The sequence below is a fragment of the Micromonospora echinofusca genome (assembly GCF_900091445.1).
Classification (GTDB): Bacteria; Actinomycetota; Actinomycetes; order Mycobacteriales; family Micromonosporaceae; genus Micromonospora; species Micromonospora echinofusca.
Genome location: NZ_LT607733.1, coordinates 5170900 through 5185201 on the forward strand (window position 1 = coordinate 5170900; position 14302 = coordinate 5185201).

Consider the following 14302-nt stretch of genomic DNA (forward strand, 5'->3'; position numbering starts at 1 on the left):
CCGGGCCCCCGGACCGAACACTTCGAATACTCAGGGGTAACCACGAGACTACTCAACTTCGGTGCGTGACGAAGTGCACGCGGACGGATTCCGGTCGATATGCTGCCCCGATGAGTCGGTGGGGTTTCGTCGGCCGTACGGATGAGCTCAACCGTCTGCTGTCGGCGGTGACCGGCGCGGAGGGGCGGGGCCTCTTCTTCTGCGGCAGCGCGGGCATCGGCAAGAGCCGGCTGCTGCGCGAGGGGGTGGCGGCCCTGCCGCGCGACGGGTACGCCGTCTGGTCGATCGCGGCCAGCGCCACCACCGCCGCGCTCCCCTTCGGCGGTCTCGTCCAGGTGCTCCCCACCGAGCAGCCGCACGGCCTCTCCCCCGCCGGCATCCTGCGCTGGGCGGTGGACGTGCTGCAACAGCAGGCCGCCGGCCGTCGCATCGTGCTCGCCGTCGACGACGCGCACCTGCTCGACCCGCCGTCCGCGGCGCTGGTGCACCTGGTCGCGCGGGCCGACAACGCCACGGTCATCGGCACCTCGCGCGACGGCGAGCAACTCCCGCTGCCGATCCGGGCCCTGTGGACCGACGGTCTGGTCGACCACGTCGAGCTGAAGCCGCTGCCGCCGGCCCAGACCACCCGGCTGCTCTCCGAGATCCTGCGGGGACCGGTCGACGCCACCTCCGCCGACCGGCTCGGCCGGCTCTCCGAGGGCAACCCGCTGCTGCTGCGCGAGCTGGTGTTCGCCGCCGACCGGGGTGAGCTGACCCGCACGTACGGGATCTGGAAGTGGACCGGCCGGCTGGAGCTGGCCCCCAACCTGGCCGACCTGATCGACATCCGGATAGGCCAGCTCACCTCGGGCGTACGCGGGGTGGTGGAGCTGGTCGCCTTCGGCGAGCCGCTCGGGCTGCACCTGCTCAACCAGGCCGCCGACCCGGTGGACGTGGAGACCGCCGAGGAGCGCGGGCTGATCGCCGTGGAGCACGACGACCGGCGGGCCAACGTGCGGCTGGCCCACCCGCTCTACGGCGAGGTGATGCGCCGCCGCTGCCCGGTGAGCCGGACGCGGCGGTTGCAGGCCCGCCTCGCCGAGCTGCTGGAGCTGGTCGGCAAGCGACGCCGCGACGACCTGCTCCGGGTGGCCGTCTGGCGGCTCGACTCGGGCACCGCGCAGGATCCGGCCCTGCTGCTCGACGCGGCCGGGCAGGCGTTCGCCCGCTACGACGTACCGCTGGCGACCCGGCTGGCCCGCGCGGCGCTCGACGCGGGCGGGGGCTTCGACGCGGCGGAGCTGCTGGCCACCATCCTGATGTTCGGCGACCGCCCGGACGAGGCGATCGAGGTGCTGGACGCGGTCGCCACCGACATCGAGGGCGACCGGCGGTTGAGCCGCTGGCTGACCGTGCGGGGCATGGTCAGCTACTGGGGGCTGAGCCGGGAGTCCACGGTGGAGGAGATCGCGGCCCGCCGGTCGACCCTCGCCGACTCCGCCGACCAGGCGCGGGTGCTGGCCTTCGAGGGCATCATGCGGCTGCACCGGCTGGACACCGGCATCGCGCTGCGGCTCGGGCAGACGGTGCTGGACCGGCCGGCCGCGAGCGTCGCGGCCCGGGAGCTGGCCCGCAGCACGATCGCCCACCTCCAGGCGGCGCAGGGGCAGCTGCACCGCAGCGCCACCGCGATCAACAAGGTGCAGGCCGAGGCGGGCCGGTGGCGGGGCGACATGCCGTACCTGCAACTGGCCCTGGAGCTGGCCCGGGGCACCCGGCTGGCGCTCGCCGGCGACCTGGCCGGCATCGACGCCATCGTGGCCGACGAGTTCGCCGACCTGGCCGGCGCCGGGGACTTCCGGCTCGGCACCGGCTACCTGGCCATCCTCCAGGCGTACGCGGCCCGGCTGCGCGGCCAGAGCGACACGGCGCTGCGCACCAGCCTCGGCGCCTGCGCGGTGCTCGCCACCAGCCGGGTGTACGCGGGCCTGGCCCAGGCCGAACGCGCCCAGGCGGCGGCGCTGCGGGGCGACGCCGCACAGGCGGCGGAGGCCATGGCGGAGGCCGACCGCACCCACGCCCCCGGCATGGTCGTGCTCTACCCGTGGCTGGAGCAGGCCCGCAGCGCCGTGCTCGCCGCCGGTGGCGACGTGTCCGGCGCCGTCAAGCACCTGACCGGGCTGGCCGACCGGCTACGCGCGGACGGCCTCGCCGGCCACGAGGTGCACGTGCTGCACGACCTGGTCCGGCTGGGCCAGGCGGCCGCGCCGCTCGGGCCGACCTGCTCCGACGGCAGCCGGCGCACCGTCGCGCAGCGGCTCGCCGAGCTCTCCGAACGGGTCGACGGGGTGCTGCCGCCGCTGCTCGCCCGGCACGCCCGGGCCGCCGTGGGCGGCTCCGCCGACGAGCTGCTGGCGGTCGCCGACGGCTTCGACGCGCTGGACCTGGCCGTCTACGCGGTGGAGGCCACCGCCGCCGCCCTGGACCGGCTGCGCCGGCAGCGGTCCCCGGCGGCGGCCCCGGCCCGCGAACGCCTCGCGGCCCTGCTCGGCCGCTGCGACCTGATCCGCACCCCGGCGTTGCGGGCGGGCTGCCCGGCGCTGAGCGAACGCGAGTGGCAGGTGGCGCGCCTCGCCGCCGACGGGGTGACCAGCCGGGCCATCGCCGAGCGGCTCTTCCTCTCCGCCCGCACGGTGGAGAACCACCTCCAGCGCATCTACGGCAAGCTCGGCGTCGCCGGGCGGGCGGAGCTGCGGGCCGCCCTCCAGGCGATCCCGGGCCACGAGGGCGGCGAGAGCGGGTGAACCCTAGGCTGGGGAGGTGAGCACCCTTCGCCCCGCGCTGCTGACCGACCACTACGAGCTGACCATGGTCAGTGCCGCCCTGCGCGACGGCACCGCCGACCGCCGCTGCGTCTTCGAGGTGTTCAGCCGTCGGCTGCCCGCCGGCCGGCGCTACGGCGTGGTCGCCGGCACCGGCCGGCTGATCGAGCTGATCCGCGACTTCCGCTTCGACGCCGACGAGGTCGACTTCCTGCGGCGTACCGGGGTGGTCGACGAGCAGGCCGCCGCCTGGCTGCGCGACTACCGCTTCACCGGCGACGTCGAGGGCTACGCCGAGGGCGAGCTGTTCTTCCCCAGCTCGCCGATCCTCACCGTCTCCGGCGGCTTCGCGGAGTGCGTGGTGCTGGAGACGCTCATCCTCTCGGTGCTCAACCACGACAGCGCCGTCGCCGCCGCCGCCGCGCGGATGGTGACCGCGGCGCGCGGCCGGACCCTGATCGAGATGGGTTCCCGGCGCGCGCACGAGGAGGCGGCGGTGGCCGCGGCGCGGGCCGCGTACCTGGCCGGGTTCCGGTTCACCTCCAACCTCGCCGCCGGGCGGCGCTACGGCATCCCGACCGCTGGCACGGCCGCACACGCGTTCACGCTGCTGCACTCCGACGAGCGGGCCGCGTTCGCCTCGCAGGTCGCCACGCTGGGCAAGGACACCACGCTGCTGGTCGACACGTACGACATCAGCCAGGGCATCCGCAACGCGATCGCGGTGGCCGGGCCGGACCTGCGGGCCGTGCGGATCGACTCGGGTGACCTGGCGGTGATCGCCCAGCAGTCCCGCGAGCTGCTCGACTCGCTGGGCGCCACCGAAACCAAGATCATTGTCTCCGGCGACCTCGACGAGTACGCCATCGCCTCGCTCGCCGCCGAGCCGGTCGACATGTACGGCGCGGGCACCGCCGTCGTCACCGGCTCCGGCGCCCCCACCGCCGGGCTGGTCTACAAGCTCGTCGAGGTCGAGGGCCGCCCGGTGGTCAAGCGCTCCGAGCACAAGGCCACCATCGGCGGCCGCAAGGTGGCCGTACGCCGGCACAAGCCGACCGGCACCGCCACCGAGGAGATCGTCGTGCCGCAGGGCGTGCCCGACCCCCGACCCAACGACCGGCTGCTCCAGCACTCGTTCCTGGCCGGCGGCGAGCCGGTCGAGCGCCCGACGCTGGACGAGTCCCGGGAACACCTGCGCCAGTGCCTGATCTCCATCCCCTGGGAGGGTCTGAAGCTCTCCGCCGGCGACCCGGCCATCCCGGTCACGGTCGTCCCGGCCGACTGAAAGGAGCACCACGGTGAGCAACGCGCTGATCGTCGTGGACGTGCAGAACGACTTCTGCGAGGGCGGCTCGCTGGCCGTCGGCGGCGGGGCGGGCGTGGCGGCCGGGATCACCCGGCTGCTCGCCGCCGAACCGGGCCGCTGGGACCACGTGGTCGCGACGAAGGACTACCACGTCGACCCGGGCGCCCACTTCGGCGACCCACCGGACTTCGTGGACTCCTGGCCGCGGCACTGCGTGGTGGGCACCCCCGGCTCGGAGTTCCACCCCGAACTGGCCACCGACCGGATCGAGGCGATCTTCCACAAGGGCGAGCACGCCGCCGCGTACTCGGGCTTCGAGGGGCACGCCGACGACGGCGAGTGCCTGGCCGACTGGCTGCGCCGGCACGGGGTGGACCGGGTCGACGTGGTGGGCATCGCCACGGACCACTGCGTACGCGCCACCGCCCTGGACGCCGCCCGCGAGGGCTTCGCCACCACCGTGCTGCTGGACCTGACCGCCGCGGTCGCCCCGGACACCACCGACGTGGCGCTGCGCGCGATGGAGGGGGCCGGGGTCGCCATGCGCGGTACGCCTGTGATCAGGGCCGCATGAGACGGTAATTCGCTGGCGGGTGTCGTACCTCCGGCCGAGGATGTCCGGCGGAGGTACGCACCGACATGAACCTGAAGCCTTACCGGGAGGCGCTCGCCCTGCCCGGTCTCCGGTCGTTGCTGCTGGTGTCGGTGCTCGCCCGCGTCCCGCTCACCGCCACCGGGGTGACCCTGACGTTCTACGTCGTGCTCGATCTCGGGCGCGGCTACGGTGCGGCCGGGCTAGTCGGCGCGGCGATCACCGTGGGCGCCGCCGTCGGCGGCCCGCTGCTCGGCCGCCTGGTGGACCGGCGCGGCCTGCGGCCGGTGCTCGTACTCACCGCGATCGCCGAGGCCGTCTTCTGGTCCACCGCGCCGATGCTGCCGTACCCGGTGCTGCTTCCCGCCGCGTTCCTGGCCGGTTCGCTCGCCCTGCCGATCTTCTCCGTGATCCGGCAGTCCATCGCCGCGCTGGTGCCGCCGGAGCGGCGCCGCCCCGCGTACGCGCTGGACTCGATGTCGGTGGAGCTGTCGTTCATGGTGGGTCCCGCGCTGGCCGTGGCGGCGGTCACCGCGATCTCCGCGCGCACCACGCTCTACCTGGTCGGCGCCGGCATCGTCGCGGCCGGGGTCGCGTTCTGGGTGCTGAACCCGCCCACCCGGGCCGGGGGCGAGCCGGCCGGGCCGCAGCCGCGGGTGCCCCGCCGGTCGTGGCTCACCCCGCGCCTGCTCGCCGTGCTGGCGGTGAGCGCCGCCGGCATGCTCGTGCTCGGCGGCACCGACGTGGCCGTGGTCGCCGTGCTACGGGAGAGCGGCGACGTGGGGTGGACGGGCGCCGTCCTCGCCGTCTGGGCCGTCGCCTCGCTGGCCGGCGGCTTCGCGTACGGGGCGGTCACCCGCTCCGTCCCGCCGCTGGCCCTGATGGCCGCGCTCAGCCTCTGCACCATCCCGGTCGGGCTCGGCGGGGCGCACTGGTGGCTGCTCTGCCTGGCGCTGATCCCCGCCGGGGCGCTCTGCGCACCCACCATCGCGGCCACCTCGGACGCGGTCAGTCGGCTGGTTCCCGCCTCCGTACGCGGCGAGGCGATGGGCCTGCACGGCTCGGCGGTCACGGTCGGCATGGCGGTGGGCGCGCCCCTCGCGGGCGCCGTCATCGACGCCTCCGCGCCGGCCTGGGGCTTCGCGGTCACCGGGGCGATCGGCGCGCTGGTGGCGCTGGCCGTGTTCCCGATCGAGCTGCGCCGCCGCCGCACCGCCGCAGCCCGCACACCCGCCCCCGAACTCGCCCCGGCCCCCGCCGCCTGAGTCGAGCCCGGCCGCCCGGCGACCCTTGAGTCGGCGCGCAGGTGTCCGGCGGCGCATGGCGCCGCGCGGTGTCGCCGACCTCGGCGGCGGCGGTGAGGTCCCTTTCACGCCGATACCACACAGGCATTTTTATGCCACAGAGGTATCAAGCCTTCCGGCGGTCATGGGTCAGGAGCTTCACGCGCCTTCCACGTCTTCCGTTCCGCCGGAACGCCACCGGGACCGCGATCAGAACCGACGATTTCTGAGACGCTCCGCAGGCGCTCGGGGCGCTGGCCCGGGGTGGCGTGCGGGAGTTCCACGGTCAGGCTGCGTGGCAGGGCGGCGCCGGGCATGCGCCGTCAGCACCGCTGTGGGCGTACCTCTCGGCAACGCGAACGGGCGCCACCCCGGGTGGGGGTGGCGCCCGTCGTGCGCGGTGCGGAGCGTCAGCGCCGGTCGGCGTCGCTCGCGGTGTCCTCGCGGTAGCTGGCTCCCCCGTCGGACTCGCTGGTCAGCGGCTTGGCGCCGCCCTCCGGCGGGCCGGCCAGGCTCTGGCCGCCGGCGGCCAGCTCCGGGAACTTGAGGTCGAACGCCGGCCGCTCGGAGCGGATCCGCGGCATCCGGTCGAAGTTACGCAGCGGCGGCGGGGAGGTGGTCGCCCACTCCAGCGAGTTGCCGTGACCCCACGGGTCGTCGACCTCGACCACCGGGCCGGCCTTGTACGACTTCCAGCAGTTCCAGATGAACGGCAGGGTCGAGATGCCGGTGATGAACGCGCCGATCGTGGAGACCATGTTCAGCGTGGTGAAGCCGTCACCGGGCAGGTAGTCGGCGTACCGACGCGGCATGCCCTCGTTGCCCAGCCAGTGCTGCACCAGGAACGTCGTGTGGAAGCCGATCATGGTCAGCCAGAAGTGCACCTTGCCCAGCCGCTCGTCGAGCATCCGGCCGAACATCTTCGGGAACCAGAAGTAGATGCCGGCGAAGACGGCGAACACGATCGTGCCGAAGAGCACGTAGTGGAAGTGGGCCACCACGAAGTACGAGTCGTGCAGGTGGAAGTCGAGCGGCGGGCTGGCCAGCAGCACACCGGTCAGACCACCGAAGAGGAAGGTAACCAGGAAGCCGATCGAGAAGAGCATCGGCGTCTCGAAGCTGATCTGGCCGCGCCACATCGTGCCGATCCAGTTGAAGAACTTCATACCGGTCGGCACGGCGATCAGGTAGCTCAGGAAGCTGAAGAACGGCAGCAGCACCTGGCCGGTGGCGAACATGTGGTGCGCCCAGACGCTCATCGACAGGCCGGCGATGGCGATGGTCGCGGCGACCAGGCCCTTGTAGCCGAAGATCGGCTTGCGGGAGAAGACCGGGATGATCTCGGAGATGATGCCGAAGAACGGCAGCGCGATGATGTACACCTCGGGGTGGCCGAAGAACCAGAAGAGGTGCTGGTAGAGCATCGGCCCGCCGGTCGCCGGGTCGTAGACGTGGGCTCCCAGCAGGCGGTCGGCGGCCAGCGCCATCAGCGCGGCGGCCAGCAGCGGGAAAACCAGGATCACCAGGAGGCCGGTGACCAGGATGTTCCAGGTGAAGATCGGCATCCGGAACATCGTCATGCCGGGCGCGCGCAGGGTCAGGATCGTGGTGATCAGGTTGACCGCGCCGAGGATCGAGCCGAGGCCGGAGATGACCAGGCCGACGACCCACAGGTTCGCGCCGACGCCGGGCGCGTGCTCGACGGAACTCAGCGGCGCGTAGGCGGTCCAGCCGAAGTCGGCGGCCCCGCCCGGGGTGAGGAAGCCGACCATCGTCATCGAGCCGCCGAGCAGGAACAGCCAGTAGGCGAAGCTGTTCAGCCGGGGGAACGCCACGTCGGGGGCGCCGATCTGCAGCGGCACCACGTAGTTCGCGAAGGCGAACACGATCGGCGTCGCGAAGAACAGCAACATGATCGTGCCGTGCATGGTGAACAGCTGGTTGTACTGCTCGGGCGACAGGAACTGCAGCCCGGGTCGGGCCAGCTCGGCCCGCATGATCAGGGCCATCAGGCCGCCGATCATGAAAAACACGAACGCGGTGACCATGTACATGATCCCGATCTGCTTCGCGTCCGTGGTACGCAGCAGCCGCGCGATGGCCGACCCCTTGACCGGCGCTCGGACCGGCCAGGGCCGGGTCACGACCGGCTTGGGTGCGACGGTGGTCACGAGTGGCCTCCGGTTCTGGGTTGTCCCGCTCGGCACGCGCTGGTTATCTGCGGGCCGTCATCCGCAAGGAGGATAGTCCCCGGCAGGTGGCTGCGCCGCGTGGGGTGGTCGGGTAGCCTGCCGCGCCCCGCCGCGGAGGGCTCCCGGTCGCCGGCGTCACAGCGGGCCGAGCAGCAGCCGGTAGTGCTCGCCGAAGATGCGCGCGCCGCGTCCGCGCAGCAGCGGATCGCGCAGCGCCGGCGGCACGTCCCGGGTCCGGTTACGGTCCCGGGTCCGGTCCCGCACCCAGCGCGTACGGGGACGACGACGACTCTCGTACGCCGCCAGTGCCGACTCCACGTCGCTCCCGGTCGCCCGGAGGGACTCGGCGAGCACCACGGCGTCCTCCAACGCCATCGCCGCGCCCTGCGAGAGCGTCGGCGCGGTGGCGTGCGCGGCGTCCCCGACGAGCAGCACCCGCCCCCGGGACCAGCACCCCAGCTCCACCTCCTCGGTGACGCCGACGTGCACCCGGTCCAGCGCCTCCAGCACGGCGGGCACCGGTCCGCCGTAGCCGCCGAACAGCTCGCGCAGCCGGGCCGCCGGGTCGGCCGGCGCGGTGGTGCCGGCCTCGTCGGCGTAGCAGTGCAGCCGCCCGGCGCCGAGGGGTACGACCAGGAAGCCGGCGCGCTGACCGAGCAGCGCGGTCCACTCGGCCACCGGCGGTCCGTCGCGCACCACGCAGCGGTAGACGACCTGACCGGCGGGCCGGGGCGGGCCGCCGAGCGCGGCCAGGGCCCGGATCGAGGAGCGCGGGCCGTCGGCGCCGACGACGAGGTCGTACTCGGCGGCGGTGCCGTCGACGAAGGTGACGCCGACGGAGCGCGGCAGCAGGTCGAGGGTGCGCACCTCGGCGCCGTGCCGGACGGCGCCGCCCGCGCCGCTGAGCAGCACCCGGTGCAGTTCCGCCCGGGGCAGCGCCCGGCACTCGCCGACGCCGGACCAGAGGGCGTCGAGGTCCACCTCGCACAGCGGCACCCCGGCGGCGTCGAGGAACCGTTGCCGGTGGATGACGCGCCCGAGCGGGCGGACGGGTCCGTCGAGGTCGAGCCGGCACAGCGCCCGGGCCGCGTTGCCCGGCAGGTAGAGACCGGTCTCGGCGTTCTCCCCCGGGGGCAGCCTCTCGGTGACGTCGGGCCGGAAGCCGGCCATCCGCAGCGCCCGGGCCACGGCCAGGCCGGCGATGCCCGCGCCGACGACGAGGATGCGCAGGGGAGAGCCACCCATGGTGGTGTACGCCTCCGGAGGGGTTCGGCACGCGTTGGAGGCAAGACACTACTCGGCGCAATCGGCACACACCAGAGCCAATCGTCCCAGCGGAAACATTCCTCGGCGGCGCTCCCCGCCGCTTCGAAGGACCACCTGCTCGCCGACCGGATCGGGCGTGACAAACCTCACTTACCTCCCCAATACCCCGGCCCCATTGCGCCAGGGTTTCAGAGGTGTAAATGTGTCGAAGGAATGTGGGAGCGCTCCCGCGTTCGCCGGCCGACTCCGTCCGGCGTCCCGCGCCGAAGCCGAAGGAGCATCATGAAACGTCCACTCCGGGCCCTCGCGGCGGCCGCGCTGCTCGCCACCGGCTCGATCGTCGCCGTGGCCCTCGGCGGCACCGCCAGCGCCGACACCCAGATCTGCGAGCAGTACGGCTCCACCACCATCCAGGGCCGCTACGTGGTGCAGAACAACCGCTGGGGCACCACCGCCCAACAGTGCATCAACGTCACCGACAGCGGCTTCGAGATCACCACCCAGAACGGCAGCAACCCGACCAACGGCGCGCCGACGGCGTACCCGTCGGTCTTCCTCGGTTGCCACTACACCAACTGCTCCCCCGGCACCAACCTGCCGATCCAGGTCAGCCAGATCAGCAGCGCCACGAGCAACATCTCCTACCGGTACGTCAGCAACGCCGTCTACAACGCCTCGTACGACATCTGGCTGGACCCCTCGCCCAAGCGCGACGGGGTGAACCAGATGGAGATCATGATCTGGCTGAACCGGCAGGGCCCGATCCAGCCCATCGGCTCCCCGGTCGGCACCGCCACCATCGACGGCCGCAGCTGGGAGGTCTGGCGCGGCAGCAACGGCTCCAACAACGTGATCTCGTACCTGGCGCCGTCGGCGATCAGCAGCGCGAACCTCAACCTGCTGGCGTTCATCAACGACACCCGCAACCGGGGCGCGATCACCAACTCCTGGTACCTGACCAGCATCCAGGCCGGCTTCGAGCCGTGGCAGGGCGGCGCCGGGCTCGCGGTGACCTCGTTCTCGGCCGCGGTCAACGGCGGGGGCAACCCGCCGCCCACGACCGCGCCGCCCACCACGCCCCCGCCGAGCACTCCCCCGCCCGGCGGCAACGGGTGCGCCGTGAAGTACACGCCGAACTCCTGGAACAACGGCTTCACCGCCGACGTGCAGATCACCAACACCGGGTCCAACGCGATCAACGGCTGGACGCTGAACTACAACCTGCCCGCCGGGCAGCAGGTCACCAGCGCGTGGAACGCCACGGTGAGCCAGAGCGGCTCGGCGGTCACCGCGCGCAACATCAGCTGGAACGGTTCGCTCGCCCCGGGCGGCACGGCCAGCTTCGGCTACCAGGGCACGCTGAGCGGCCAGTACTCGTCGCCGACGAGCTTCACCCTCAACGGGGTGCCCTGCTCCCGGTCCTGACCTGACGCCCTCCGGACGCCGACGCGGGGGCAGTGCGCCCCCGCGTCACCGGTCCCCGGCGCCGCGGCGACCCGAGTCCCCCACGGGCCGCCGCGTACGGCCGGAGACGCGACGTCCGCCAGGCCACCCCCGGGCCTGGCGGACGTCGTGCGGGGCCGGCCGGCTCAGACCCGGGTGAGCCGGACGGCGTCGGCGATGACGAGGCCCGGGGCCGAACTCCACCGGCTGACCGCGACCCGGTTGGCGTCCCCGGCCGGCAGCGTGAAGGTGCCGAGGCTGCGCCACTGTCCACCGGTGACCCGCTGGTCGACGATGATCGTCCGGTTCCCGGTCGTGGTGGACACGATGTACGGGGTGGCGGAGTTGTAGCCGCTGACCGCCGGCCACCAGGCGTCGACCCGGTAGTTCGCGGTCGCCGGGACGTTGAACTTGTACCAGGCGGCGTCGCTGGCCGCGACCGGGTTCGCGAAGCGGTAGTCGGTGCCGTATCGCTGGGCCGAGTACGACGAGGTGCCCCAGTTCGCGCTGGCGGTGAAGCGTCCGGCGGTGGAGTTGTCCACCACGGCGCTCCAGGTGCTGCCGCCCGCCATCTTCGCGGCCACGTCCGCGCGCATCGAGTTCAGGTCGATGAAGGACGGGTCGATCTTGCCCGTGGTGCTCGTCTCACGGTGGCCCCGGGCGTAGCTGGCGTCCTTGCCCAGCCGCTTGAGCACGGCGGCCGTGGCGGCGATCGACGCGTTGTACTGCGCCGCCGTCATCTCCTGGTTGACCCCGTTGTAGTCGATCTCCCAGCCGATCATCAGCGTGTTGCCGTCGCCAGCGGGGATCGGCCCGCTGCCCCGGCTGACGCCCGCGTGGTTGCAGCGCCCGGCGGAGATGACGTGGAAGACGCCGTGGTAGTCGACCAGCGCCTGGCACAGCGGGCCGGGCAGGTCGGACCGGCCGTTGATGCAGATGTTGAGCGCCGGGTGCGGGTTGCTGGCGCTGGAGGTGGCGGCGGTGTGGTGCCAGAGCACGCCGATCGGGTTGAAGTCGCCCGGGCGCATCCGGTTCAGCCAGTCGCCGTGGGTCACGACCTGGACGCCCGCCCCCCGCAGGACGTCCACCAGCCAGGGAATGGTGGCCATCAGGACTCCCCGAGCAGGTCGGCGAGGCACTCGGCCTTCGGAGCGGCGAGCGGCGCGGCGCTCGCCGCGGCGGGCTTGGCGGCTACGGCCACCGCGGTGGCCACCAGGGCCGACATGCCCAGCACCCCACGTCGGGGGAGACGGGCGGGTCGTGACGCGTTCATGGCGCTCCTTCAGACAAGGGCGGAGGGGTTCCGACTCATCGATGAACTGGTGACGCGCACGGTATATCGTCACGAGCATCTATGTCGATACCCTTCATCGCCCCTATTCAGGCTGAAGGAATTTGGCAAATCCGGTCCGGGTCCGGCACCCGGACCGGGCCACCGTCACAGTGGCCGGAAGGGGTCCGTCAGGGGTTGCCGAGCGCGTCGATGTCGCGCATCTCCTCGGCGGTCAGCGAGAAGCCGAAGACGTCGGCGTTGACGCGGATCCGCTCCGGGGTCACCGACTTGGGGATGACCACGATCTCGTGGTCGATGTGCCAGCGCAGCACCACCTGGGCCGGGGAGACGTCGTGCGCGGCGGCGATGCGGGTCAGCACCGGGTCGGCGAGGTCGCTGGTCTTGAACGGGCTGTAGCCCTCCAGCACCACCCCCCGGTCCCGGTGCTCCCGGTGCCGCTGGCGGTCGTACAACGAGGGGCTCCACCGGATCTGGTTGACGGCCGGATTCTCCTCGGTCGCCTGGATCAGCTCGTCGAGCTGGCCCGTGGCGTAGTTGCTCACCCCGACGGCGCGCGCGAGCCCCTCGTCCCGGGCGGCGAGCATCTCCCGCCAGACGGGGATGTTGTCCGCGGGGTTCGCCGGCGGCCAGTGCACCAGCCACAGGTCGACCTGGTCGACGCCGAGCGCGGCCAGGCTCGCCTCGATCGTCTCCCGCTCCCGCCCCACCCGGTCCGGCGGCAGCTTCGTGGTGAGGAAGACGTCCTCGCGGCGCAACCCGCTCTCCCGGACCGCCCGGCCGACCTCCTCCTCGTTGCCGTACATCGTGGCGGTGTCGACGTGCCGGTAGCCGGCGTCGAGCGCGGCGAGCACCGCGTCGTACCCGGCCTGGCCGGTGGCCTGCCAGGTGCCGAAGCCCAGCAGGGGCATCCGCACGTCGCCGGGGAGCGTGACGGTGGGCTGGTCGTCGTGGTCCATGCCCCGGGTCTTACCCGGGCTGACCTACCCCATGCCCGCCGAACCGGACACGCGGGCGGCCGGCGGGTCGGCGCGGATTGCCGGAGAATGCGGGTGTGGCTGACCCGCTGGAGGAGTACCGGCGCAGACGGGACGCGGCGCGCACCCCGGAGCCGGTGCCGAAGCGGCCCCCGCGACGCGGGCGGCCCGCCGACGGTACGGCCCGCTTCGTCATCCAGCAGCACCACGCCCGGAGCCTGCACTGGGACCTGCGGCTGGAGCACGAGGGGGTGCTGGCCTCCTGGGCGGTGCCCCGCGGGCTGCCCCGCGACACCGGCCGCAACCACCTCGCGGTGCACACCGAGGACCACCCGATGGAATACCTCGACTTCCACGGCGAGATCCCGGCCGGCGAGTACGGCGGCGGGCGGATGACCGTGCACGACCGGGGCACCTACCGCTGCGAGAAGTGGCGCGACGACGAGGTCGTCGTGGTGCTCGACGGCGAGCGCACCTCCGGGCGGTACGTCCTGTTCGCCACCGGCGGCAAGGGTGGACGGGACTGGATGGTCCGCCGCACCGACCCGCCCCCGGAGGGCTGGACGAGCATGCCGGAGCTGCTCCGCCCGATGCACCCCACCCGGGCGGCGAAGCTGCCAGCGGACGAGGCGCGGTGGGGCTACGAGCTGCGCTGGGACGGGGTTCGCGCGGTCGCGTACGTCTCGGGCGGACGGCTGCGGCTGCTCGCGGAGGACGACGAGGACGTCTCCGGCGCGTACCCCTGGCTGCGGGAGCTGGCCGAGGAGCTGGCGCCCACGGAGGTCGTGCTGGACGGCGTCCTGGTCCGCATCGACACCGCCGGCCGGGTGCGCCCGGCGCGCGGCGGACGCCGCACCCCCGACGCCCAGTACCTGATCTTCGATCTGCTCTGGATGGAGGGCGTGAGCAGCGTCGACCTGCCGTACGCGCAGCGCCGCGAGCTGCTCGACGCCCTGGCGCTCTCCGGCGGGCACTGGCAGACTCCGCCCTGGTTCCCGGGTGCCGGCCGGGAGGCGCTGCGGACCGGGCGGGAGCAGGGGCTGCCCGGCGTGGTGGCGAAGCGCCTGGACTCGGTCTACGAGCCGGGCCGGCGCAGCCGGCGCTGGTTGAGCATCGACGCGAGCCGAGACCCGAGCTGAGACGGCGAG

The 14302-nt window shown here is 73.1% G+C and carries 11 protein-coding genes; 6 read left to right on the forward strand and 5 right to left on the reverse strand.

What is annotated here, in order from left to right; translation table 11 throughout:
* The first annotated feature begins 110 nt into the window (after window positions 1-110).
* The 4 genes from GA0070610_RS21875 (at window position 111) to GA0070610_RS21890 (ending at window position 5967) form a co-directional block, all read left to right on the forward strand.
* Window positions 111-2786 carry a LuxR C-terminal-related transcriptional regulator gene (locus GA0070610_RS21875; RefSeq protein WP_089001782.1) on the forward strand — a complete coding sequence of 892 codons (2676 nt, stop codon included), beginning with the start codon at window positions 111-113 and terminating at the stop codon, window positions 2784-2786.
* Window positions 2787-2802: 16 nt separating this feature from the next.
* On the forward strand, window positions 2803-4089 hold the full coding sequence (locus GA0070610_RS21880; protein ID WP_089001783.1) for a nicotinate phosphoribosyltransferase: 1287 nt from the start codon (window positions 2803-2805) through the stop codon (window positions 4087-4089).
* Window positions 4090-4102: 13 nt separating this feature from the next.
* On the forward strand, window positions 4103-4684 hold the full coding sequence (locus tag GA0070610_RS21885; RefSeq protein WP_089001784.1) for an isochorismatase family protein: 582 nt from the start codon (window positions 4103-4105) through the stop codon (window positions 4682-4684).
* 65 nt (window positions 4685-4749) lie between these two features.
* On the forward strand, window positions 4750-5967 hold the full coding sequence (locus GA0070610_RS21890) for an MFS transporter (protein ID WP_089001785.1): 1218 nt from the start codon (window positions 4750-4752) through the stop codon (window positions 5965-5967).
* 428 nt (window positions 5968-6395) lie between these two features.
* Here the strand turns inward: GA0070610_RS21890 and ctaD are convergent, their stop codons facing one another.
* Window positions 6396-8156: an aa3-type cytochrome oxidase subunit I gene (ctaD, locus tag GA0070610_RS21895; RefSeq protein WP_089001786.1), complete on the reverse strand. Its 1761-nt coding sequence runs from the start codon at window positions 8154-8156 to the stop codon at window positions 6396-6398.
* Window positions 8157-8312: 156 nt separating this feature from the next.
* Window positions 8313-9422, reverse strand: a complete 1110-nt coding sequence (locus GA0070610_RS21900; RefSeq protein ID WP_089001787.1) for an FAD-dependent monooxygenase — start codon at window positions 9420-9422, stop codon at window positions 8313-8315.
* Between the two features lie 303 nt (window positions 9423-9725).
* Between GA0070610_RS21900 and GA0070610_RS21905 the strand changes: the two genes are divergently transcribed.
* Complete coding sequence (locus tag GA0070610_RS21905; protein WP_089001788.1) at window positions 9726-10868, forward strand: GH12 family glycosyl hydrolase domain-containing protein; 1143 nt, start codon at window positions 9726-9728, stop codon at window positions 10866-10868.
* 164 nt (window positions 10869-11032) lie between these two features.
* Here GA0070610_RS21905 and GA0070610_RS21910 read toward each other — a convergent pair whose 3' ends face one another.
* The 3 genes from GA0070610_RS21910 to GA0070610_RS21915 form a co-directional block, all read right to left on the reverse strand.
* Entirely contained in the window at window positions 11033-11995 is a 963-nt protein-coding gene (locus tag GA0070610_RS21910; protein ID WP_089001789.1) for a golvesin C-terminal-like domain-containing protein, read from the reverse strand.
* Entirely contained in the window at window positions 11995-12159 is a 165-nt protein-coding gene (locus GA0070610_RS30950; RefSeq protein ID WP_172896572.1) for a hypothetical protein, read from the reverse strand. The genes GA0070610_RS21910 and GA0070610_RS30950 overlap by 1 nt, the downstream gene beginning before the upstream one ends.
* A 188-nt stretch (window positions 12160-12347) precedes the next feature.
* Complete coding sequence (locus GA0070610_RS21915) at window positions 12348-13136, reverse strand: aldo/keto reductase (RefSeq protein ID WP_089001790.1); 789 nt, start codon at window positions 13134-13136, stop codon at window positions 12348-12350.
* A gap of 95 nt (window positions 13137-13231) precedes the next feature.
* Here GA0070610_RS21915 and GA0070610_RS21920 point away from each other — a divergent pair, with 95 nt between their 5' ends.
* On the forward strand, window positions 13232-14293 hold the full coding sequence (locus tag GA0070610_RS21920) for a DNA polymerase ligase N-terminal domain-containing protein (protein WP_089001791.1): 1062 nt from the start codon (window positions 13232-13234) through the stop codon (window positions 14291-14293).
* Window positions 14294-14302: the final 9 nt, after the last annotated feature.